Origin of the sequence: Microcoleus sp. D3_18a_C4 (assembly GCF_036702415.1) — a bacterium.
Lineage (GTDB): Bacteria > Cyanobacteriota > Cyanobacteriia > Cyanobacteriales > Microcoleaceae > Microcoleus.
This window is the reverse complement of sequence record NZ_JAUBTI010000013.1, coordinates 94,317-117,186: the sequence shown is the minus strand read 5'-3', so window position 1 is coordinate 117,186 and position 22,870 is coordinate 94,317. Positions and strand designations below refer to the sequence as shown.

The 22,870-nt window shown below is 47.3% G+C and carries 17 protein-coding genes; 9 read left to right on the top strand and 8 right to left on the bottom strand.

The annotated features are described in order from the left end of the window. Positions 1 to 194: 194 nt before the first annotated feature. Together QUB16_RS09600 and QUB16_RS09595 are read right to left on the bottom strand one after the other, a co-directional pair. On the bottom strand, positions 195 to 938 hold the full coding sequence (locus tag QUB16_RS09600) for a pentapeptide repeat-containing protein (RefSeq protein ID WP_333315741.1): 744 nt from the start codon (positions 936 to 938) through the stop codon (positions 195 to 197). Between the two features lie 20 nt (positions 939 to 958). After that, the gene (locus QUB16_RS09595) at positions 959 to 1,603 is read right to left on the bottom strand and encodes a hypothetical protein (RefSeq protein ID WP_333315740.1); all 645 of its coding nucleotides are present in this window, start codon (positions 1,601 to 1,603) and stop codon (positions 959 to 961) included. Positions 1,604 to 1,925: 322 nt separating this feature from the next. Here QUB16_RS09595 and QUB16_RS09590 point away from each other — a divergent pair, with 322 nt between their 5' ends. From QUB16_RS09590 to QUB16_RS09575, 4 genes are all read left to right on the top strand, one after another. Continuing rightward, positions 1,926 to 2,249, top strand: coding sequence for a WGxxGxxG family protein (locus tag QUB16_RS09590; protein WP_333315739.1), 324 nt, complete (start codon positions 1,926 to 1,928; stop codon positions 2,247 to 2,249). A gap of 113 nt (positions 2,250 to 2,362) precedes the next feature. Then, positions 2,363 to 2,686, top strand: a complete 324-nt coding sequence (locus QUB16_RS09585) for a WGxxGxxG family protein (RefSeq protein ID WP_190661580.1) — start codon at positions 2,363 to 2,365, stop codon at positions 2,684 to 2,686. Between the two features lie 278 nt (positions 2,687 to 2,964). Continuing rightward, the gene (gene tnpA, locus QUB16_RS09580; RefSeq protein WP_333315738.1) at positions 2,965 to 3,363 is read left to right on the top strand and encodes an IS200/IS605 family transposase; all 399 of its coding nucleotides are present in this window, start codon (positions 2,965 to 2,967) and stop codon (positions 3,361 to 3,363) included. Further along, positions 3,356 to 4,696 (top strand): transposase, encoded by a 1,341-nt coding sequence (locus QUB16_RS09575; RefSeq protein WP_333315737.1) that lies wholly within the window; start codon positions 3,356 to 3,358, stop codon positions 4,694 to 4,696. Before tnpA ends, QUB16_RS09575 begins: the two co-directional genes overlap by 8 nt. 180 nt (positions 4,697 to 4,876) lie before the next feature. On the opposite strand, the gene QUB16_RS09570 is transcribed toward QUB16_RS09575, so the two are convergent. From QUB16_RS09570 to QUB16_RS09560, 3 genes are all read right to left on the bottom strand, one after another. Next, on the bottom strand, positions 4,877 to 9,823 hold the full coding sequence (locus QUB16_RS09570) for a PAS domain-containing protein (protein WP_333315736.1): 4,947 nt from the start codon (positions 9,821 to 9,823) through the stop codon (positions 4,877 to 4,879). A 439-nt stretch (positions 9,824 to 10,262) separates the two neighbouring features. Next, positions 10,263 to 10,892, bottom strand: coding sequence for a DUF4276 family protein (locus QUB16_RS09565; RefSeq protein WP_333315735.1), 630 nt, complete (start codon positions 10,890 to 10,892; stop codon positions 10,263 to 10,265). Further along, positions 10,859 to 12,013, bottom strand: coding sequence for an AAA family ATPase (locus QUB16_RS09560; RefSeq protein ID WP_333288795.1), 1,155 nt, complete (start codon positions 12,011 to 12,013; stop codon positions 10,859 to 10,861). The genes QUB16_RS09565 and QUB16_RS09560 overlap by 34 nt, the downstream gene beginning before the upstream one ends. A 32-nt stretch (positions 12,014 to 12,045) precedes the next feature. Here QUB16_RS09560 and QUB16_RS09555 point away from each other — a divergent pair, with 32 nt between their 5' ends. Both QUB16_RS09555 and QUB16_RS09550 read left to right on the top strand, forming a co-directional pair. Then, positions 12,046 to 12,849 carry a creatininase family protein gene (locus QUB16_RS09555; protein ID WP_333315734.1) on the top strand — a complete coding sequence of 268 codons (804 nt, stop codon included), beginning with the start codon at positions 12,046 to 12,048 and terminating at the stop codon, positions 12,847 to 12,849. A gap of 81 nt (positions 12,850 to 12,930) precedes the next feature. Next, positions 12,931 to 13,686, top strand: coding sequence for a DUF561 domain-containing protein (locus QUB16_RS09550; RefSeq protein WP_333315733.1), 756 nt, complete (start codon positions 12,931 to 12,933; stop codon positions 13,684 to 13,686). A gap of 226 nt (positions 13,687 to 13,912) precedes the next feature. On the opposite strand, the gene QUB16_RS09545 is transcribed toward QUB16_RS09550, so the two are convergent. Next, on the bottom strand, positions 13,913 to 14,590 hold the full coding sequence (locus QUB16_RS09545; protein ID WP_333315732.1) for a calcium-binding protein: 678 nt from the start codon (positions 14,588 to 14,590) through the stop codon (positions 13,913 to 13,915). 80 nt (positions 14,591 to 14,670) lie between these two features. Here QUB16_RS09545 and QUB16_RS09540 point away from each other — a divergent pair, with 80 nt between their 5' ends. From QUB16_RS09540 to dprA, 3 genes are all read left to right on the top strand, one after another. Next, entirely contained in the window at positions 14,671 to 15,318 is a 648-nt protein-coding gene (locus tag QUB16_RS09540; protein ID WP_333315731.1) for a DUF2301 domain-containing membrane protein, read from the top strand. A 127-nt stretch (positions 15,319 to 15,445) separates the two neighbouring features. Beyond that, positions 15,446 to 16,099, top strand: coding sequence for a YdcF family protein (locus QUB16_RS09535; protein ID WP_333315730.1), 654 nt, complete (start codon positions 15,446 to 15,448; stop codon positions 16,097 to 16,099). Between the two features lie 430 nt (positions 16,100 to 16,529). After that, entirely contained in the window at positions 16,530 to 17,681 is a 1,152-nt protein-coding gene (gene dprA, locus QUB16_RS09530) for a DNA-processing protein DprA (protein WP_333315729.1), read from the top strand. 208 nt (positions 17,682 to 17,889) lie between these two features. Here dprA and QUB16_RS09525 read toward each other — a convergent pair whose 3' ends face one another. Beyond that, positions 17,890 to 18,117 carry a hypothetical protein gene (locus QUB16_RS09525; RefSeq protein WP_333315728.1) on the bottom strand — a complete coding sequence of 76 codons (228 nt, stop codon included), beginning with the start codon at positions 18,115 to 18,117 and terminating at the stop codon, positions 17,890 to 17,892. A 133-nt stretch (positions 18,118 to 18,250) separates the two neighbouring features. Then, positions 18,251 to 22,870 (bottom strand): FG-GAP-like repeat-containing protein (locus QUB16_RS09520; protein ID WP_333315727.1); only part of this gene is annotated, 4,620 nt, incomplete at its 5' end.

Sequence of the window (22,870 nt, the reverse complement as noted above, 5' to 3'; positions counted from 1 at the left end):
GTCCAAAAAGGACGGGCGGGACGCCCATCCCACAATAACAATTAAAATTGTAAGTTATTTAATTCGCGAGCCTTAGAGAAAACCTCAACCAGCCCCAAAAATTAATGTTTTGGCAATGCTTTCGGTAAACGCGCCACTGGCTTTTTTTTAACTATCGCGGTTATTTTAGAGGAATAAATATTATCCAATATTTATCACACAATGCTGCCGTCAGGCATGATTGTTCCTTTCAAAATAGCTTCGCCCAGATTAGCTCCCGCCAAGTTCGCTCCCCTAAGATTTGCCCCGGTCAAATTCGCCCCTCTCAAATCAGCTTTGCCGAGGTTTGCCCACCGGAAATCTGCCGCGCTCAACTGTGCAAAACTGAGATTGGCTCTGAAAAGATATGCTCCAGTGAAGTGAGATTCTCCGAGGTTAGCTTTAGAGAAATTAGCTGCATAGCAATGTGCTTCAATCAATTCGGCTTGAGTCAGATTAGCTTGACTGAGATTAGCAAAGTTGAGGTTCGCGCCCATCGCATTAACTCGAAACATCACCGCACCGATTAAATTCGCATCTGCGAAATCGGTTTGTTGGAGATTGGCAGCGGTGAGGTCAGCTCCAATTAAATTAGCACCGCTCAAATCAGCTCCCTTGAGGTCGGCAGAGCGGAGGTTGGTTCCAGTTAAATTAGCTTTAATTAAATTAGTTTCGAGCAGTTGCGCTCCGGCAAGATTTGCTAAACTAAAATTAGATTCGGCGAGGTTGGCCGCAATTAATTTAGCCTTAAACAAATCTGCTTTAAAAAGGTTCGATCGCCCAAGATGTGCACCTCTGAGATTTGCTTCGGCGAGGTTAGCTTCGCTGAGATCCGGTTCTATATTTGGGTTGAGAGTTCTCCATTCAATCCAAGTAACTGCACCTTTTTTTAACAGCGCTAAATGCTGTGTATTTGCCATAATTGCATCTCCTTTAACGGCTATTCCTTGCGACCAACAATTGCTGGATTTTCTCGACCCGTCACGTTTTCCACCGCCGCAATTGCTGCCTGGGAACCTGCTATAATATCTCGTTCTGCGCCGCCGAGGTAAAGCCGTCCGAAACTTCCTACAGCCTGAACCTCTAAGATGTTAATAGATGCGCCTTTTTCTGCTTCATTGGCCGCCAGCGCTGCATAGGCCGCCGGTTCTACTTCTAAGACGTAAAGCGTTTGTCCCGCCAGCAGCAACTGTCCGCGGCGGGTGCGGTTGATTAATTGTGTTTGGTGGGGGTCAATGTTGCGAATAATTTGACTGGAAATCACTCGCGGTTTGATACCTTCTTCTCTGCGGAGTCCGATGAATTCTAGAATTGCTTTGCCTGCGGCCCGCGTTTCCCCCTGCTGACTCGAGTGTACTTCCAGAAGGCCGTACAAGCGTTCGACTATCTGCACTCCCGGGCGCACGGAGGCGGATTTGAGGGCGACATCGGTAATTCGGTTAATTTCGATACCGGGCGAGATTTCTATCCACAGCGACGCATCCCCCGGCAGCGGCAAGAATCCGGCGGCGATGGTGCCGATGTATGCTGCGTGCTGCGGCTGCAAGTTGTCTAGAAATACGTAGCTGCGTAGCTCTATTCCCAAAAGTTTTTATCTCCGTCGATCGACTTCCAACACTTATCTGTGCAATATCTGAGTTTACCGTTTTTTGTCAACAACACCTTGTCTGTTGTCGAGAGTGCCGCACTGCCTCACCACCGAGTGAGGTGTCAGACCCGCGATTTCTAGTGCCGGAGTGCCTCCGCGAGCAATCTTTAATTTTGTGCGCCTGCTAAAAATTTGATATCAATCTGTAGTTATACGTGGAACATAACCATCTTTACTGCTAGAGGTGGATTTAACTTTAAAAGCCAATCGATATAGTTGTGATAGTTAAAGATTTTAGCCAACAGAGAGCATTTGAATTATGAAACGTTCTGATTTATCCAAAGCAATCGGTGCAGGTATTATAGCTGCTGGTTTAGCCCTAGCACCTGCTCATCTCCCTGCTTCAGCTCAGACAGATACAACTGGTGGCACTACTTCCGGTACTAACAGCACTACAACCACCACCACTCCTCGCTCCGATGTCTACAATGCTGAAACCGATCGCGATTTTGATTGGGGATGGTTGGGACTGCTAGGCTTGTCTGGTTTGTTGGGCTTGATTCCCCGCAAACGCGAAGAAAATGTCCGCTATACCACTACAACGACCGATCGCGAACCCGCTGTGCGTAGTGACTACCGCTAAGAATTGAGTCTTAGTGCTGTCGGTCTTATGCAGGGACAGGATGTTTTAACCTGTCTGCAGATCGACATAGTTTTGATAGTTAAAGATTTTAGCCAACAGAGAGGAGCTGAATTATGAAACGTTCTGATTTATCCAAAGCAATCGGTGCAGGTATTATAGCTGCTGGTTTAGCCCTAGCACCTGCTCATCTCCCTGCTTCAGCTCAGACAGATACAACTGGTGGCACTACTTCCGGTACTAACAGCACTACAACCACCACCACTCCTCGCTCCGATGTCTACAATGCTGAAACCGATCGCGATTTTGATTGGGGATGGTTGGGATTGCTAGGCTTGTCTGGTTTGTTGGGTTTGATTCCCCGCAAACGCGAAGAAAATGTCCGCTATACAACTACAACGAGCGATCGCGAACCCGCGGCGCGCACTGACTACCGCTAAGAATTGAGTCTTAGTGCTGTGGGCATTATGCAGGGACAGGATGTTTTAACCTGTCCGACGATCGCCAATAATCATCAAAAAACCTCCATCCGTGAGGTTTTTTTGTTTGAGATGATGCGCGATCGAACCAGGATTAAATTGGTTACATCTGACCGGAAAACGAGACGCAAGCCCCTGGCTTTAGACACGGGGAAAAGTCGGTAGCGGTTTCAACCGCCTTGAACAATTCTTTATATTTCGACACACAGTATACAGGTTGGTTGGTATATACTGTAAATATGAAAACAAAACTAAAATCCAACAGCAATGTAACCTACTGTTGCAATTATCATATTGTGTGGTGTTCAAAGTATCGTAGGTCTGTGTTGATTAACGGTGTAGATGTTCGCCTGAAAGCGATTTTACAAGAAGTTTGCACTGAATTCAACGCCGAACTAATAGAAATGGAAGTAATGCCAGAGCATGTTCATGTTTTAGTAGGAGTAGACCCACAATTCGGGATTGCCAAGTTGATCCGATATTTGAAAGGACGTTCATCTCGACTATTGAGACAGGAATTTCCTTGGTTAAAAAGCAGACTGCCAACTCTGTGGACGAATAGTTACTTTGTTGCAACAGTTGGCGGTGCGCCACTATCAGTGGTCAAGCAGTATATCGAAAATCAAAAAAATGTCTAATTACGGATGCCAGCAAAACTTAATTAATGCTGATTTCAGTCTGAAAGCAATTTTAGAGTTTGTCTGTGGTGAATCAAACAAGCTAGCAAACTGCGCCTTGTACTACGGTCGTCAGTTGTATTTCAAAACTGGCAAAATCCCTGGGAAATATGATTTCCATAAAATGTTTAAATCGAATTTGCATTTTAAGGCTCTGTATTCCCATGTCGCACAGCAAACTTTAACCAGTGTCGCTGAATCCTTCAGTTCATACATTGGGCGGCTATTGGGAATCAAATCTGGGACTGTTACGCAGCACCCAAAGCTACCAAAATACAGAAAAGATTCTCTGAAATTAGTGACATTCCCGATCGCGGATGTCAAACTCAAAAACGGGTTGTTACGGTTCCCACTAGGTAGTAAAGTCAAGCTTTGGTTTGGAATCGGAGAATTTTTCTTGCCGATGCCGTCAAACTTGGACTACAAGAAACTGGTTGAAATTCGGATTCTTCCCAGAAATCGCTGTTTTTACGCCGAGTTTGTATATCGAACAGAGGAGCAGCTTGGTAGTGCTGTGCTTCCCGGAAGTGTCCTGGGGTTAGATCATGGAATTAATAATTGGTTAACAGGCGTATCCAATGTAGGAACTTCTTTTATTATTGATGGACGACATCTAAAGTCTTTGAATCAGTGGTACAACAAGCGAATCTCTGTGCTGAAAGAGAACCGACCACAGGGGTTCTGGTCAAACCAGTTAGCCCGGATTACCGAAAAAAGGAATCGACAAGTTAGAGATGCAGTCAACAAAGCAGCAAGGATTGTAATCGATCACTGCCTTAAGAATGGGATAGAAACGGTAGTATTTGGATGGAATAAAGAGCAAAAACAAAATGCCAATATGGGTCAAAAGACTAATCAAAAATTTGTGCAAATTCCTACGGGTCGGCTAAAAGAGAGAATACTTCAGTTGTGTCATCAGTACAAAATTAAGTTCCTAGAAACTGAAGAAGCATATACCTCAAAAGCCAGCTTTCTCGATAATGATTCGCTGCCTGCGTTCGGTGAAAAAACTGAAGGGTGGAAAGAATCAGGAAAAAGAATAACTCGTGGACTGTATCGTTCAGCCGATGGTACGAAAATAAATGCTGATGGCAACGGCGCAGCAAACATTATCAGAAAAGTAGCGATAAAGCTAGGATTAGATCTTAGCAGAATCAGTAGCGGCGAATTGATAGCGCCTTTGAAAATCCGACTCTGGGTTCTTCAAGAATCCCCTCGCATGCACGGCATGGGGAGTATCAACTATTGCACCATTTTTATGAACAGGCTTTCCGCCCGCTTCCACAAAGAGTGAATTTTCTTGCGGGCCGTTGCTCATAGCCACTCAATAAAATCATTAGTGAGAAGGGTGCAGTATTTCAGATATAACCGGAGTTGAAATTATTAACTTTTTCCTTTTTTCTTCCTTTATTCCTTCGCGTTTTTTGCGTCTTCGCGGTTCATTAAATAAAGACTTTTCCGACACAAAAATACTTTAAACAATGTTTTTGCCCGATCGATCGACTACCTCCCAAATTGCCTGCACCAACTTGTCGGGGTCTAAAGGCTTAGAAATGTGGCGCCCGAACCCCGCAGCCAGGGCCTGCTGATAGTCAATTTCTCCAGCATAAGCCGTGAGGGCGATCGCCGGAACCAGTCCCCCTTTGTCGGGCGGCAGAGCCCGAACCTGCCACAGCAACAGATAACCGTTGGTATCAGGCATTCCTATATCGCTCAACAGCAAATCCGGCACAGACTCAGTTAAAACCGCCAAGGCATCGGCCGCGTTAGAAACTGCTGTAACGCTTGCCCCACAATCCTCAAGCAGAAAAACCACTAAATCTAGCGCATCGGCATCATCATCTACGGCTAACACCTTGATACCGCTCAAATTGAAGGATTGCTCCGGCCCAGCAGCAGCAAGACTTGTCTGAGGTTGCACGGGCATCAGGGGTATCCTGACTGTAAATGTCGCGCCTTGTCCTTCGCCTGCACTTTCCGATTTCACCGTGCCGCCGTGGAGTTCGAGGAGATGGCGGACGATCGCCAATCCTAAACCCAATCCGCCAAACTTGCGCGTCATCGAGCTGTCAGCTTGCCGGAAGTAGTCGAATACATAGGGCAGAAAATCAGGTTCGATACCTTTTCCCGTATCAGTTACAGTAATTTGGGCGTTGGTGTCCACCCGATCGAGAACGACTTCAATTTTGCCGGACGGCGGGGTGAACTTGACGGCATTTGACAGCAAATTCCAGACTACCTGCTGAAGTCTGCCCGCATCGCCCAACACCGGGCCGAGATTCGGTGCAAATTGAGTGCTGATTTGAATCGACTTGACTTCCGCCGCCAGACGCACCGTTTCAATAGCGGCGCCGATGACCCCGGCTAAATCCACAGGTGCAATATTCAAGCTGACCTTGCCTTGCAGAATCCCCGACACATCGAGCAAATCTTCGATAAGCTGGGTTTGCAGTTTGGCGTTGCGCTCGATCGTCTCTAAGGCGTAACGCTGCTTTTGGGGTGTCAGAAGATTCGATTGAAGCAGCTTCGCCCAGCCCACAATCGGGTTTAAGGGAGTCCGCAATTCGTGGGACAAAACAGCCAAAAATTCGTCTTTGACGCGGTTAGCCTGTTCTGCTTCTTCCCGCGCTGCCTTTTCCCGTGCTAGAAGGCGTTCCCGTTCTGCTTCTGCAACTTTTCGATCGGTAATATCAGTGTTGGTGCCACACCAGCGCAGCACCTGGCCTCCATCGTCGCGAATCGGCACGCTGCGGGAGAGAAACCAGCGGTACGATCCGTCTTTGCCGCGCAAAGGGAAAGTATCTTCCCAGAGTTCGCCTGTTTCAATGCAGCGCCTAAATTTTTCGACAACGCGATCGAGGTGTTCCGGGTGGTGCACCTTTTGCCAGCCCCAGCCTAGCATTTCTTCTAGGGTGGTGCCGGTGTAGTCAAACCAGCGCTGGTTGTACCAGAAAATCGAGCCAGTAGGATCTGTCATCCATGCCAACTGAGCGATGTTGTCAGCTAGAGCGCGGAACCGAGCCTCGCTTTCGTGCAGCTCATGCAGGGCTCGCGCGTGCAGGATCACCGCCCAGAGGCGAGCCACCACTTCTTGCATCAGCCAAACTTCATCGGGCCGCCAGTGCCGAACCACCTTTGATGTCACCAGCAAAAGAGCCACCCAGCGCCCTTCCTGAAGGCAGGGAACATCGACCAAAGCACGAATCGAGACGGCACCGTAGTTATCGAATAAATGCGCTGTATGGGGGTGATTAGCGATATCTGAGATGACAAGGGTTTGACCTGCCATAGACAGAGCTTTCAGTTCTGCCGTCTTAAAGTCTGAGATTTGATAGGTGCCGACGGTGCTGGCCAAGTCGGACTGGTGCCAGTCTTGCCGGACAATTGCCCGATCGGCTTCTACATCGATTTCGTGCCACACGCAGCGATCGACCTTTAAATATTCTCCCAGACTGTTCATCGCTTCCGACAACATTTCTGCGGGGTTGATGCCCTGCCGCAAGCGGACTTCGAGCTCGGAGAGAAACTGCTCGTTGAGTTGGGCTTGTTTGCGATCGTGAATATCAGTATTCGTGCCGATCCACTCGACAATTTCGCCCCCTGCGTCGCGAATTGGCACGGCGCGGGACAAATGCCAGCGTTCCATTTGGTCTGCTGCCCGCCGGAGGCGCAGCTCGAGTTGATAAACTTCTCCGCTGGTTAGACATTCTTGCCAGCGGGCCCAAGATTCTGCCAAATCCGAGGGCGGGACTAGGGATTCCCAATTGTTTCTCGCTGCTTCCTCGTAAGACATTCCCAGATATTCCGACCATTTTTGTTGATTGGTAAAGCGAATTTCCCCGGCGGAGGTTACGTTCCAAATCAGGTGGGGCAGCGACTCAGCCAGGAAGCGAAAGCGGCGGTCGCTTTCTGCTAAGCTTTCTTCTGCTCGTTTGCGATCGTCAATATCAATGCCGATACCAGCCCATTGCACCACCTTTCCCCCCCTGTCTTTGACGGGAACAAGTCGCGCTAGATGCCAGCGGTAATTACCATCAAACCTGCGTACCCGACACTCGAATTCGTAGGCTTCCCCTGCTGCAATCGCAGGAGTGCGCGTGGCGACAACTGCTGGCAGATCGTCAGGATGAAATAATTGCAGCACCGGCGCAGCCAGCGGCAATTCTGGCATCATGCCCGTGTAGTTTTTCCAGTGTTGGTTGCAAAACTCTAACCTGCCGTCGGCGGTGTTGATCCACATTAATTCCGGGACGCCATCGGCGAGGGTGCGGTAGAGATTTTCGCTGTGCCGCAGTGCTTCTTCTATTTGCCGCCGCTCGGTTTTGTCCTGCATGATTTTCAGGAAACCTTGCACCTCGCCTGCTGCGTCGCGCAGGGGCCTCACCAGCCCGCTGCCCCAAAAGCGGCTGCCGTCTTTGCGGACGTGCCAGCGCTCGTTTTCTCCTCTTCCCTTCGTCAGGGCGCTGTGCCTTTCTGCTTCCGGCTTTCTGGCTGCTGAGTCTTCTGGGGTGAAGATGATTCGTCCGTCTTGCCCGACGATTTCAGCTTCGGAATAGCCCAGCAATCTCTGGGCCCCTGCGTTCCAACTGGTAACGTGTCCGCCGGTGTCGAGGGTGATGATGGCGTAGTCTTTGGCGCTGTCGAGAATCAACTGCAGGTGGGTTTCACGATCGCACAGTGCTGCTTCTGTTTGTTTGCGCTGGGTAATGTCGCTTGTGAAGCCGACAACTTTGGTCACTTCGCCTTGCTGGTTGCGGATCAAACAGCCGCGCTCCCAAACATCGATCCAGCGCCCGTCTTCGTGCTGAACTCGGTACTCGATTTCATAGCGATCGGGAATATTCAAGATTGATTGCCCCCCGGCTTGGATGCGTGCCAAATCGACGGGATGGATGCGTTCTCTCCACCACTCTGCTGTTGCCGATGCATCCTCTGGGCAGACACCGACGATCGAGGACAGTCCCTCGGAACGGTAAACTGAGTTCGATGCGAAATCCCACTCAAACACCATGCCGTCGATCGCCCTTGTAGCTAAATGAAAGCGATTGTTGCTTTCTTGCAAGGCCAGTTCGGCCATTTTGCGATCGGTAGCATCAAATAATACTCCGATAAACCGCACTGCTTCGCCGTCCGCGTCGTAGAGATAGCGCCCGAACGCGCTCAACCAGCGGATTTCTCGTGTGTCGGCCCGGATGATCCGGTATTCGGGGGAGTAGAGCGATCTCGTTTGCCTAGCTGTTTCTATTGCCTGCAGGACTTGCTTTAAGTCGTCTGGATGCACGCAGTTTTGCCACACAGCTACGCTTACTTCGCCGCCCGGTGTCTGTTCGCAGCCCAAAATGCTGAAATGGGTCGCCGACCAAATTACTCGATTTGTTCGCACGTCAAAATCCCAGGTTGCCATGCCTGAGCCTTCGATGGCGACGCTCAAACGTTCTTCGCTTTGTTTCAAGGCAATTTCAGTTTGTTTGCGATCGCTGATATCTGTGAGGGAGCCCACGGCCCGCAAGGGATTGCCTGACTCGTCCCAAATTGCTCGCCCTCTGGCTAAAATCCATTTGTAGCGCCCGTCGGGACAGCGAACGCGGTACTCGCAGCAGTAATGTGAGGTTTCTCGATGCAAGTGCTGCTGCCAATTGCTTTGCATTATCTCCACATCATCGGGATGAATGTAGCTCAAATATTGGCTGAAGTTTTTGACTTCTTCGGGCCTACGTTCCAAAATCTCTAAAAAGCGATCGCTCACTACAGAGCAATTTGTTTGCAGGTTGTGATCCCAAATGCCGTCGTTGTTGCCGGCACAGGCTAGCTGCCAGCGTTCTTCGCTTTGTCGCAAAGCTTCTTTGGTTCGATTGGCGCGATCGATTTGTACGGCGGCAACGGCAAAGTCTGCTAGGGCGATCGCGATCCGCAAGTCTTCGGCATCGAACTGGCGATCGTCCTGGTGAGATACAATCCATATTGCCCCCAGCGGTTGATTTTCTACTTGCAGCGGCACGACTAACGCTTCGGCGATCGGCTTTTCTAGCTGCTGTAAGTCGGTGAAGTATTGTTCGGGAGCGAAGTAAAGCTGGGGAGTTTGGCGATCTAGGCCTGCTCCCGACCAACGCAATGTGCGGGGTGTGTTTCTGTGCTCTGTGACTTCCCACGCGCCCGCCAAGGCCTCCCAGCGAAATATTTGTTCGGAAGTTGCATTTTCTTCTAGCAAGCAGACTCCGACGCTTCCTGCGCCGCACAAATCTTGAGCGATCGCCACCAGTGTTTTGAGCAGGGTGTGGGGTGAGGTTGCCAGTTGTCTAGCCAGCGTTTGCAGCGCTCGGTTTTCTGCTTTGCAATCGTGCGATCGAGGGATGCGGCGCGACAGTTCATCGGCGATCGGAATGTCGGTTAAATGAGTTTGTGGGGTTTGCCAAGCTTCCATCAATTAGTCGTCTCTATGTCTTTCGGTCTGAGCTGGCGAGCGTATATTATCAGCGCGCTATTAAAGCATCTGCTATATTATAGGCTCTACCCACATACAGAATATGCGATCTATCTGGGAAATTACTTTTTAGTTTTCAGGCTAGTTGATTGGGAGCCGTCCTATTTTGTAAAAAGCGTTTTTTAGGAGTGCGAGCATCCCGATCGCTTTATATATTTTTAGCGATCGGGATGCTCGCACGAAGAGTGAAAGCTTGCACGCTTGATGATAGGAGGAGCTCTTGGGAAAGTAAAAAGCGTTGTTTAGGAGTGCTTGCGTGACCGCACAGCACAGTATATACATATAGCGAGCAAGGTGTGAAACCCGCGCCAGAGCTTGGTCTAAAATCTCGCTTTTTCCACAACAGGAATCGCGGGCTCGTATCCGTTTTTGGGCGGGGTCAAGGAATCAATTCGCCCCCACAAAGAGATAAAATAGTATTCAGAAAAGCCTTTAATTCTGGACAGACTGCGGCAGCCTCCATGAGATTTTGTCCCTCTAATATTCTTTTGGCATCCCGTGCTTTATCATAACTGCGACGTTTTCCCTGTTCAAATATTTCTTTAATCCGATAAGAAGGTGGATTATTGTGATTGACCAGTTCAGGAGAACCGCTAGGAACGGCTCTATTGCCTCCTGATATTTGCTGAATTTTTGACCAAAAAGGTAACAGCCAAGCTTCAAAGTCATGGGAAGCTGCATGGGGATAAAATTTAGGATTTTCCCCCACCCATTTTTTCATTTGAGCCTTAGCGTCTCCTGCATCTTTAAAATCTTTAGTTCCTGTATAAACATCTGTTAATGCAATTACAGCATCATAACCATCTTTTCCTAAAAAATTTTCAACTACACGCTTTAGCTTGTCTTCTTTAGGAATGCGACCGTGTTGAGGTTTAGTATCGAGTTTTGGCATTTGCTGCAAACGCGATTCCAAAAATTTTCGCAATATAGGCATAAAAGCTGTTTCTGTTTTTCCTTCTACTATGATGGCAATCTTCACGGTCTGCCTCCAATGATATTCATTGCCCAAAGCTGATCCAAGCTATAATCTTCTAACCAGTGTTCTAAGTCTATAGAGTCAGCCCAAGTTAGAGTTGTTAATCCATCTTCAGTATTGCAGACAAGCACCTCTTTAGGCTCTAAAAATCCGATCAGTCTATCTGAATGAGTTGCTACAATTAGTTGAGTTCTTTGAGAAGCTTCTCTCATAGCATGAGCTAGTTGTTGTAACAACTCTGGATGTAAACTAACTTCCGGCTCATCAATCAGCGTGACAGCGGTCAAATCTCGACTTTGCAGTAAGGTGATTAACCAGAGAAATCGCAGCGTTCCCTCGGATAGTTGGTGCATATAAAAAGGATGAGAAAAATTTCGATCCTTCCAAGTCATTGCTAAAGTTCCGGCTGCTACTGGCGGAAAACTCAACCTTTCAAAATCAGGAAAAGCTGCAGCCAGTGTATCTTGAATAATTTCAAATCGATTTGGATCTGTTTCTCGCAGATAATAAAGGCATGAAACTAAATCTTCTCCCTTGGTACCGGGCAAAGTTGCAGGACGCATAGATTGAGGTAAACGTATAGGACTTTGAGGGGAAAGATTCAACTCCCAAGCCTTATAAAAGCTACATGAAGCTAAGTGCTGCCTCAATGTTTCTGGTTCCCGATACATCTTAGGAACCTGAGCGAGTGAGCTTTCCAAAGGATTGTACTGCCAGTTTGGACGTAGTAGCTTTTCATCGTCTGGACTGAAATATTTGACATCTAAACCGCGAGATTCAATATACTTAAAAGGTTGAGAAGCATTGGGATCGCGCTGTTGGATTAGAGTTTCTGAACCAATTTCATAGAATTGACCTTTGGTTGCAAGTTTCAGAGAATAGTTAAGGGGTTCCTGATTCTCTATAGGCATTGATAAGGAGATTGACACGCTATCAGCCCGGTCTAATGTTACCATCTGAGTTAGACCGCTCAACTCTGAAATTTTGGACTGTAACTGACCGTTCGCTGATGCTGCTAAAAGTGAGAATATTTCTAAGAAAGAACTTTTCCCAACACCGTTAGCACCAATCATCACTGTCAGATCTCGCATTTCCACCTCTGCCGAAAACAAACGGCGAAACCCCTCGATCTTTAGGCGCTCAAATGTGTTCATAACTTTTGCCCTTGAGCTTGTAGAATCGTAATATGCACAATTTTATTCCAGAATCGCGCTTTTTTCCATATCTGACTTGGACAGAAATTCAGTCTATGCCGGATAAAGAAAATACTGTGATAATTCAGCCGCTAGGTGCGATCGAACAGCACGGCCCCCATTTGCCTTTAATTGTAGATGCGGCAATTAGCGCGGCGGTGACAGGCAAAGCCCTGGCCAAGTTAGAGGCAAATATTCCCGCTTATGCTTTGCCAACTCTTTACTACGGAAAGTCAAACGAACACTGCCATTTTCCCGGTACAATTATGCTCAGTGCTCAGACACTTTTAGCAGTAATCAGTGAAATTGCGGAGAGTATTTATCAGGCGGGATTTCGGAAATTAGTGTTAATGAATGGTCACGGCGGACAGCCGCAGGTGATGGAAATTGCGGCGCGGGATATTCATCAAAAATATCAGGATTTCTCTGTTTTTCCGCTGTTTGTGTGGCGGGTTCCGAATGTGGCTTCTGAATTATTAACTGCGAAAGAGTTGGAGTTGGGAATTCACGCGGGCGATGCAGAAACGAGTTTGATGTTGTCAATTTTGCCCGAACAGGTGAAAATGGAACTGGCTGTTTGCGAGTACCCGCAGGGTTTACCAACAGACAGTTTGCTGAGTATGGAAGGGAATTTGCCTTTTGCTTGGCTGACGCGAGAGTTGACTGAAAGCGGTGTGTTGGGCGATGCGACGGCGGCGACGAAAGAAAAGGGAGCTCGTATTCTCGAATCTCTCTCTGACGGCTGGGCACAAGTTATCAAAGATGTTTACAAATTTCGACAGCCGGGAAGTAATTAAAAATTAAGAATTAAAAATCAAAAATTCTTCTAATTTGTGTCAAAATGAGTCTAAGAAATTTTTTGAGTTGGAAAACTAACGATGAGTGTAAATTCTAAATTGCAGCGCGCTTTTGAGCAAGGTCGCGCCCTGAAAATTATCAGCGGTTTAAATAATTTTGATGCCGCCAACGTTGCGGCTGTCGTCAAAGCAGCGGATATCGGCGGTGCTTCCTTTGTCGATATTGCTGCCGATCGCGATTTGGTATTGATGGCAAAACAGTTGACAAATTTGCCAATTTGTGTATCGGCTGTGGAACCGGAAAAGTTTGTGCCTGCGGTAGAAGCTGGTGCTGATTTGATTGAAATTGGTAACTTTGATGCTTTCTACGCAGTAGGCCGCCGCTTTGAAGCTGAGGAAGTTTTGCAGTTGACTCGCGAAACTCGATCGCTATTTCCGAACATCACTCTTTCTGTGACAGTTCCCCACATTTTGGTACTCGACAAACAAGTGCAATTAGCAATTGAATTAGTCAAAGCTGGCGCTAACATCATTCAAACAGAAGGTGGCACCAGCGCCCAACCAATTCACGCCGGCACCTTGGGATTAATTGAAAAAGCAGCGCCTACTTTGGCCGCAGCCTTTGAAATTTCCCGCGCCGTATCCGTCCCCGTACTCTGCGCTTCCGGTATCTCCAGCGTCACCGCACCCCTCGCTATTGGAGCCGGTGCTGCGGGTGTTGGTGTCGGTTCTGCTGTCAGCCAACTTAATAGCGAAGTGGCGATGATTGCGGCTGTTCGCAGTTTGGTTGAAGCTTTGGCTTTGGTTTCGCGATCGCACTTGTCGGCTTCAATTTAATTAAGAAGGAAGAAGGAAGTTCGGCAACGGATTCGCAAGGGCGGATGTAACGGATGTAACGGATGTCAGGGAGAGGGAAGGAGGAAGTTCGGCAACGGATTCGCAAGGGCGGATGTAACGGATGTCAAAAAGAAGGAAGAAGGAAGATTTTTCCCATCCCCCACTCTCTCCTTCTCCCACTCTTCCCCTCTTCCCCTCCCCCAATTTTTCACTTTTCCACTCTTCCTTAATAATTGATAAACCACACGGCATAATCATCTAATAACTGATTGTTGCGGGAGGTTACATCAACTGATTCTAACTCAGATAAAGGCAACATAAACTTTTGGCGATCGCCGACGCGCTGCACTTCCACAAATATGCCTTCTTCCTGAACCACCAAATCCTCCAACCGATTAATGGTGAATCTATCAGTATAAGAAGGTTGAGTTTTTTTGAGCCGTGCATATTCTTTTTTGCTGCCCGAACCCATTGTATATTCTTCTTCCCATTCAAACTCTTCTATGCCGGTAACGTGGCAGGGGAGTTGAATATTTTGCTTGATGTAATTTAGATATTTGACGGAATTTTTTAGGCTGACATCAATATTTTTTGATCCCAAAATTTTGCTGATTTTCGTTTCAAATTGCTGGGTATTAAATGGGATATTTTTATCGAGATGAGCTAACATTTCTGGATCGAACCCCGCTCTCAATTCGGATAATTCCTCCAGCAGGCGCTGAAAGTCGTTTACCGGTTTCGGTCTTCTGCCTGCTACAATGGTTTCATCAAGCTGAACTGGAGGAAGTTCGGATTCTGAAGAAAGGGATTGGCTTTGATCGGGGCGATCGTCCAATTGAGATTGGTTGACTTTAGACTTGTTAACTTTAGGCTGGTTAAGTTTAGGCTTGTTAAATTTAGGCATCGCTAGGTCTCGCTGGATCGGTTTATCAATAAAGTATATCTTGGCAGAAGTACATTCGTGTCTGATAGGAGGAAGCTGTAATGCAACTACTGAAATCACCTGATGAATCGCCAGTCTATCAAGGACAATTCGGCGAATTTACGATTACTCAAAACGATCGCACGGGAGTGTTGATTTACCGCGCTGGATTGGGGGTGGCGGCGCTGTGTTTTGCGATCGGCGCTACTCTGGTGCTACAACAGGGCGACAACCCGATGGCAATCCAAGCTGTAACGCCTGTTTTTGCTTGTTTCTGGATAGCTTTAGGCGTCAGCTTAGCAACTATTCACATTTACATGATTGCGCTACACCGAACACTACAGGCGTTTTGGGCGATCGGCGGCGCGGCAGCATTGTTTGTCGCCCTACAAAGCAGCGAACCCTTAGCTTTAGCAGTGTACGAACATCCCGCGACGTTGTGGGGAATTGGCTTTACTTTTGCGGCCTTAAATGGCATTTATTTTAAGGAAGCATTCTGCTTTAATCGCCTCGAAACTAAGTTTTTGACTCCGGGAGTTCCTCTCTTAATTTTAGGACATATTTTCGGTTTTTTGTCAGCCGAAAATGAACAATTTTTGCTGGCAGTTTGGGCGGCTTTGTTTATCATCTTTGCTGTACGCAAGTTTTTTCAACCGATGCCGCAGGATATCGGGGATAAAAGCGTTTTTGAGTATCTGAAACACCAATAATTTGGGAATGGGGCATTGGGAATGGGGCATTGGGCATTGGGAAATTCTATCACTTTCCCAGTATTTCCCTCTTCCCCAGTCTAGCCGAATCTGCCTCCATACCCGAAAACATCTAGATCGAGTTAAAATGAGAATTCGTCTAATCCGCCGTCGAGAAATGTGGGCAGTTACCAAGGAAGGTTGGGTAATTGCTCTGATGGGATTAATAATTGCAATGATCTTAATTCTCACAAATATCCATCCATTTTTGGCGGTAAATGCGCCGATTAAAGCAGATATATTGGTTGTCGAAGGCTGGTTGCCGGATTATGCGATCGAAAGTGCGATCGCCGAATTCAAAAAAGGCGAATACCGCCAATTAATTACCACAGGAGCTCCTTTAAGTAAAGGCTTCTATCTTGCTGAATATAAAAATTATGCTGCACTAACTGCCGCGACTTGTATTGCGCTAGGATTTGATAAAAACAAAGTAGTAGCAGTACCAGCAGCGAGTGTTGTCAAACACCGCACTGCTGCTTCTGCGATCGCACTTCGCGATTGGCTGGCTGCTTCTGCCATAAAAGTTGAGTCAATTAATCTTTATTCTTTTGGCCCTCACGCCCGCAGAAGTTGGATTGTTTTCAAAGAAGTGCTGAATCCTGAGATTAAAGTCGGGATTATAGCGGCGGAACCGCAAGATTACAATTCCCAAGAATGGTGGAAATCCAGCGAAGGTTTTCGCACTGTGATCGGAGAAGTTATTGCTTATATTTATGCCCGTTTTGTAGATTGGAAAACCTAGCCAGTAATTGTCAACATCCTTCTTATACCAATTTAATGTGAAGTTGCACATATCTCGATCCCCCTAAATCCCTCTGGTTGTTGGGGAGTAGGGGTTGACTTTGAGAATAATCTTGTCCCACCCCCTACTCCCCTTATTAAGGGGGGTTAGGGGGGATCAGATTCTACGGGGCCTCATAAAAAATTGGTATTAATTCCCTTCGCATTCTTCGCGCCTTCGCGGTTCGTAAAAAAATATTTATATAACAGTTTGAAATCCGTGTAAATACAGGACACGGCAGTGCTATTTCTGTACCAGGCTATCTGTGAAAATACAGGCCACGGCAGTGCCGTTTCCCCACCCAAGAAATAGAGGACACGGCAGTGCCGTTTCCCTACTATATTCAACCGAAGATGATAAAATTATTCTCAGATAAGTTGAGGGTAACTCGTTGCTAGAAGAACGCGCTTACTGGTTAGCATGGTCGCAAATTAACGGTATCGGGCCGATTTTGTTGCAAAGATTGCACCAAAATTTCAATAGTTTGGCAGAAGCTTGGACGGCAAAACCAGTAGATTTCATGCGAGTCGAAGGGTTTGGTAAGCAGATAATTGAAACAATTTCCCAAGAACGAACTAAACTTAATCCTGAAGAATTTATCGAAAAACATCTTATAAAAAATCCCTGTTTTTGGACGCCCGCCGATCCAGATTATCCCCGCTTATTATTGGAAATTCCCAATCCGCCACCAGTGTTGTATTATCGCGGTTTAGTTGATGTAAAAGAGAATCAAGGAATTACGCCGACAGTGGCAATAGTTGGTACTCGCAGCCCTTCGGAATACGGCAGAAGGTGGACTCGCAAATTTAGTACGGCTTTGGCTAGAAGCGGTTTTACTGTGGTTTCGGGATTGGCTGCGGGCATTGATACAGAGGCTCATACAGGCTGTTTGGAGGCGGGAGGAAGGACTTTCGCAGTGGTGGGGACGGGAGTAGATATTGTATATCCTAAACAAAATGAGAGGTTGTGCGATCGCATTTTGCAGCAGGGATTGGTAATTAGCGAATATCCGGCGGGAACTCAACCGAATAAAACTAATTTTCCGCGCCGAAATCGCATAATTGCTGGCTTAAGTCGCGCTACAATCGTGATAGAAGCTCCGCACAAATCGGGTGCTTTAATTACTGCTTATCAAGCTAATGATTTTTGCCGGGATGTGTATGTTTTGACGGCAAGATTGGATGATGAGCGTTCGTTTGGGTGTTTGGAGTTGCTGAGTAAAGGTGCTCATCCGATTCTGCCTGGTCGCGATCGACTGTTAAGCGAAGACAGGTTGTTGGAAATGCTCGGAGCTATGCCAAAATTGGATAGAGCCGAGCAGTTGTCGCTATTTCCTCCAAATCCGACGGTGGAGAAGCAAGGGCCGCCGTTGGAGCCGGAATTGGCTAAGGTGTTAGGTGCGATCGTATCTGGGCCGATTTCTTTTGATGTAATTGTGGAAGCAGCGGGATTAGAAGCAGGAACAGTTTCTAGTATACTTTTGCAGTTGGAATTGTTGGGATTAGTTTCGCAGTTACCGGGAATGCGATATCAGCGATGCTGATATGAAAGGTAGGATATAACTCACATCTTGCATCATTCTGAAGAACGGGCAAGATGCCCGTTCCACAAGAGATAATTTTTTTTGTGGAACAGGCATCTTGCGTGTTCATAAAAGGATGATGGAAAATTGTGCAAAATCTCAGATCTAACCATCAATAACACGGCAACTCTGGAAACGGCAATACAGTTTCCCTACCCTAAAATAATCATTAACCGCCTCGGATGTAAGCATCACGCGATCGATTGTAGGGACATGGCACTGCCGTATCCTGATTTCGGGTAATGGGTAAAATCAACCGGATTGGATGATGAAATTGCCCGATTGGGCGATCGGATATAACCATTTGTGACAAGTTAAGGTAAAACCGATAGTCCGACAGGGAATGAATTCCCTGTCTCAAAGCTAAAGTCCTCGCTATGAGGACTGAAGAACTCATTAGTCCTCATAGCGAGGACTTTAGCTATTAGACAGGGGTTTCAACCCCTGGCGGACTGACGGATGAGCGAGAAGACTAACGGACTAAAAGCTTAAGTTGACACTAATGGGCAATGCCGTTTCCCTACCCAATCTCAAATCAATCCGAAATTAGCAGCACTAATACTGTTAGCAGAAACACCACCCAGAGAAGCTAAAACTTCCCCTGTTTGTGCCAACCGGATTAAAGTTGCACCGCTATCTTGAGCAATTGCCAATTGCGAGAAAATCAACCCATTACCCACTACTAACAAATCTTTACCGACTTCAAAATCAGTAATCGTATCAGTACCGGAATTGGTAGATAGTAGGAATTTATCTAATCCCATTCCTCCTACCAAAGTATCAATTCCCAAACCGCCATTGAGTAAATCATCTCCCTTACCTCCGTAAAGCATATCATTACCATCATCGCCATTCAAGATGTCAGCACCACGGTTGCCAAATAAGACATCATCACCGCTACTTCCCAGGATTGTATCGCTACCTTTGCCACCAAAAATAGTGTCATTCCCCAGAACTCCATCGAGGGAATCATTGCCCCTCATCCCCATCAAGACATTATTGCCGCTGTCGCCAGTCAGGATATCGTCGCCATTTGTACCGAGAATTGCATTGGGGGAATTGCTGCCCAAATCAGCATCGCCGCTGACAACAGGAGTTGCAATCCCAGTCGGCAATTCTACAGCTTCAACTCTGCTATCTAAAGCAGTACCAGTATTGTCAGCTACTACCTGGGAAATGGGTTTATTTCCTGTACCAACTTCTTTGAATTCTTGAGTTGTTGGGCCCAAGGCTACTTGTTGGAGGCGGGCAAGTGATTCAGGAATTGATGTTGCTGTTGGGTTGGAGACGGCGACATCAATGCGCTGATTGGCTGTTGCCATTACTGTCGCGGATTGCGAGGTAATTTGGCTGACTTGTTGAGTGTTGAAACTGGGGTCTATTTGCTGGATTTTCGCGGCTGCTTGCTGAATGATTGGTTCTAAGGCTGCGGCATTGCTGAGGTTTAAGACTGTACCGGATTGAATTTGAGCCGTAATTGAACTGACAACAGCTTTGACAATATCGGTATTGACTGCACTGGAAGCACCGTCAATCAAAGCGCTGGCTTGGGTGATGAAGTTTTGGACTTTCACCATTGCGGATAAGACTTCGACTCCCCCTGGCTGGTTGTTATTGGTAGCTAAGATTGGATCTAAGCTAGTTAGGTCAACTTCAGCGGGGAGAGAAAGGGCGGCTTTGACTAAAGATTGGGCTTCTTCTGGTTCAATTCCTTTGTCGATTAAGTCGGCGATTAAGCTGGTTAGGAGGGTGACTACACTAGAATCTGGGGGTGCGGTGACTGGTGTTTCTAGGGGTAAGCCGGTGGCGGTGTCAATGCCTCCTGTGGCTACTAGATTGCCTTCTGATGGGTCGATTTCTCCGTTTTTATTGGTGTCGAAAATCTCGAAGGGGATGTTGAGATTGAATTTACCGCCGGAATCGGTTGTGGTGGATGGTTCGTTGGTGTCTTTGATGCCGTTTTTGTTGGCGTCTAGGAAGAGGGTTGCACCGGAGATATAACCGTCAATGACAGTACCTTCAAAGCGGCTGTCATTCATAATCAGTTGGATCGTATCGCTGGCAGTTGCACCGGCTCTGTCTCTTGCTATTAACTTAATATTGAAATCTTGAGGTTGAGAATTTGTGCCATTGAAAGTGCGAGTATCTGGATCGAAAATGAGCCAATCAGGTAAAGGATCGCCATTTTCAAGAGTTGCTGTGTAGGTAAGCGTGTCACCTAGATCGGGATCTGTGAAAGTGTTCGACGGAAATTGGTAGTTGAATGTCGATGGGCTGTTGCTTACAGTTTTGGACTCGTAATGCCAAGGGGTTGTATCGGGGCCGTAGTTGAGGACAGGCGGGGTGTTGGGGTCGTTGTCCGCGATCGTCACAGTAGCACTAGAGGACTCGCCTATCTTCACCTTGTTGGGATCGTTGTAGAAAGGATCTAACGTAATAACCACCTGTTCGTCGCCTTCTACTAGGATGTCGTCAACGATGCCGTCGCGGACATCGACATCTATGTTGACGCTGCGTTTACCTGCTGGAATGGTGATAATGTTCCAGCCATACTGGTTGACAGGCAACGGCTGACGGGGTTTGAATGGCAGACTGGGGTCCGACTCGGAAAACAATTCGTAATCCATACCGGGTATAGCAGTTCCGGGTTTAGGAGTGTAGCTTAGATTATCGAATATATCCAAGCTGTAGTAGACATCCAGCGGCTTAACTAGGCTGCCACCAGTACGGGTAATGGTGAATTTTCCGGGATTCGGTGCTTCTTCTGGGTACTTGAGAGCTATTTCCGCCGCATTGGGATCTGTAGCGCTGATGGTGACGGTTGGTTTGAGATTGGACTCAGGAGGGGCTGTAAAAGTTGGTCCCTTGACAAACGGTGAACCAGCCCAAGCACTGTCGATCGCCTGTACACTCCATTCATAAGTTTGTGGATTGTAAGAATAATTAGGATCGTAAGACGGGGCAGGGATTAAGTAATCTGGCTTCAGCAGAAAACTGTACTCCCCGTATAAGTAGTCCCTCGGTTGGTTGACATTTCCCAACTGCACTACTTGCCGAGTTCCGTTATCACCGGACATGGGGCCAACAATGTACTCTGTAATGGGGGGCTGATCACCAGCGTTGGGATTGGGAGGAGTAGCCCAAACTTTCAGATTGTAGCTTAAACCCCGATCGGGAGTTTTAGAGTCGATGGAGGTACTACTCTCTGCTGGGCGCCAAGTTAATAAAACTCCTTCTGGAGTATTAATAGACTGTAAAAATTGAGGTTGAGGTGTAGAGGGTGGTGTGTTCGCATCAGGAGTATCGTTGCGGTAGACTTTGACAAAGCTGCCACCCGGAAAAGATGAATCATCTCTTGTCGTGAGTGCAATATCGAGTCTGCCGTCTTTGTTGTAGTCTCCCCAAGAAGTTGGACCGTAAACATTATTAGGTAGCGTTGGATCGTCGATGGGTTCAAAAGAGTCTGACTCATTTCGGTAAACTTTGGCGACACCTTTACCAGAATCCGTTTGTGTCAGCAGAATATCGAGATCACCATCATTGTCTTCATCTCCCCAAGCACCGAAACCAGCATTAGGCCCCGATGGAATCAGACGATCCTCAAATTTAGTCTCTTGATAGTTGCTGTTGTTCAGAAGCACCCTGGTAAAGCTAGGACCCTGCTTTGTACCTGTAAGCAAGATATCCAGTTGTCCATCACTGTTGGAGTCTCCCCAAGCGCCGTAAGTAATAGGTTGGTTGAGGTTGTTTTGATTTTGCAGCAGTGGATTTCTCTCCTCGGTAAATCCATTACCAGTATTGCTATATAATTTTGCGACGTATGCTGAACCGGCAGTTTCGCCTGCCACCAAGATATCGGGTTTGCCATCGTTGTTGTAGTCTCCCCAAGCAGCATTGCCAATCACACCGGGCAAGCTAACCTCAGTGTCCTCTTCAAAGCGAATGCCGTAGTTAAAGGGAATGCCACCGCCAAAGTCAATGCGGTCATTGCGGAACACTTTGGTGATGTAGCCTGAACTCGTGTCGCCTGTGAGTACAAGATCCTTTCTGCCATCGTTGTTGTAGTCTCCCCAATCAGCAGAACCGTTGAACATACCAGGCAGCCTTGCCGCTGGAGCAAATTTAGTGGTGTCCCCGGTTGAGTTAGGGGGTCGATTGTTCTCAATCTTTGGGTTCGCCCACAGTGTTGTGGTGGGGATATAGCTCTCCGTACCAGAGGAGTTTATCTCTTTTCTTACGCCTATGAGTAAGATATCGAGATCGCCATCATTGTCGCTGTCTCCCCACGTAGCAGAAGGCTTGGAATTATGCTCTTTCCCATTTTCCTGAAGCAAACCTCCGTAAACGGTAGGCAGGCCTATATCAACTGGTGTAAAGCTACCGTTGTCGTTGCTGTACACTTTCGGGGTGTATTGCGATCGGGGAAAAGAAAATGAGTAGTTGTTTTGTACACTACCTCCTTCCATGACCAAGAGATCCAAATCACCGTCATTGTCGTAGTCTCCCCACGCATTAGCGCCAACATAACCAGGTATTTTCAGATCGAGTTCGTTGCTGGTAAAGCTGTAAGCCACCTCCGTAAAGGATTGGGGTAGATTGTTGTTAAATTCGTTATTAAAGCTCGATATCTCGTTATCCCTGTTAACAACAAGGGCATCCGGTGCATTGAGGCCGTTGTAGTCACTATCCGCACTGACAGCAGGCGCAGTCACAATCTGATAATTCTTATCGCGATCGAATTCTGGACGCTTATCGTCCACACCAGTTATCGTAATCGGCTGCCACTGATTCCAATTAACAGAATTGAAGGTAATCGAGTCCGTTGAAATTACTCCCTCTGCCTCATTGCTGCTACGCAAACCAATTTTCACATCAGCAGTAGGTGGGCGGTTGAGTCTGATGGTGAATTGGTCTGTGCCACCTGCTTCTGTAGTTACTAATCCCGATGCCGGACTAATAACAATGCCTGGACTCCCAAGTATTGGTTGTGGTACAGTGCCACCACCGCCGATTGGTTCTGCTACAGTGCCACCACCGCCGATTGGTTCTGCTACAGTGCCACCACCGCCGATCGGTTCTGCTACAGTGCCACCACCGCCGATCGGTTCTGCTACAGTGCCACCACCGCCGATCGGTTCTGCTACAGTGCC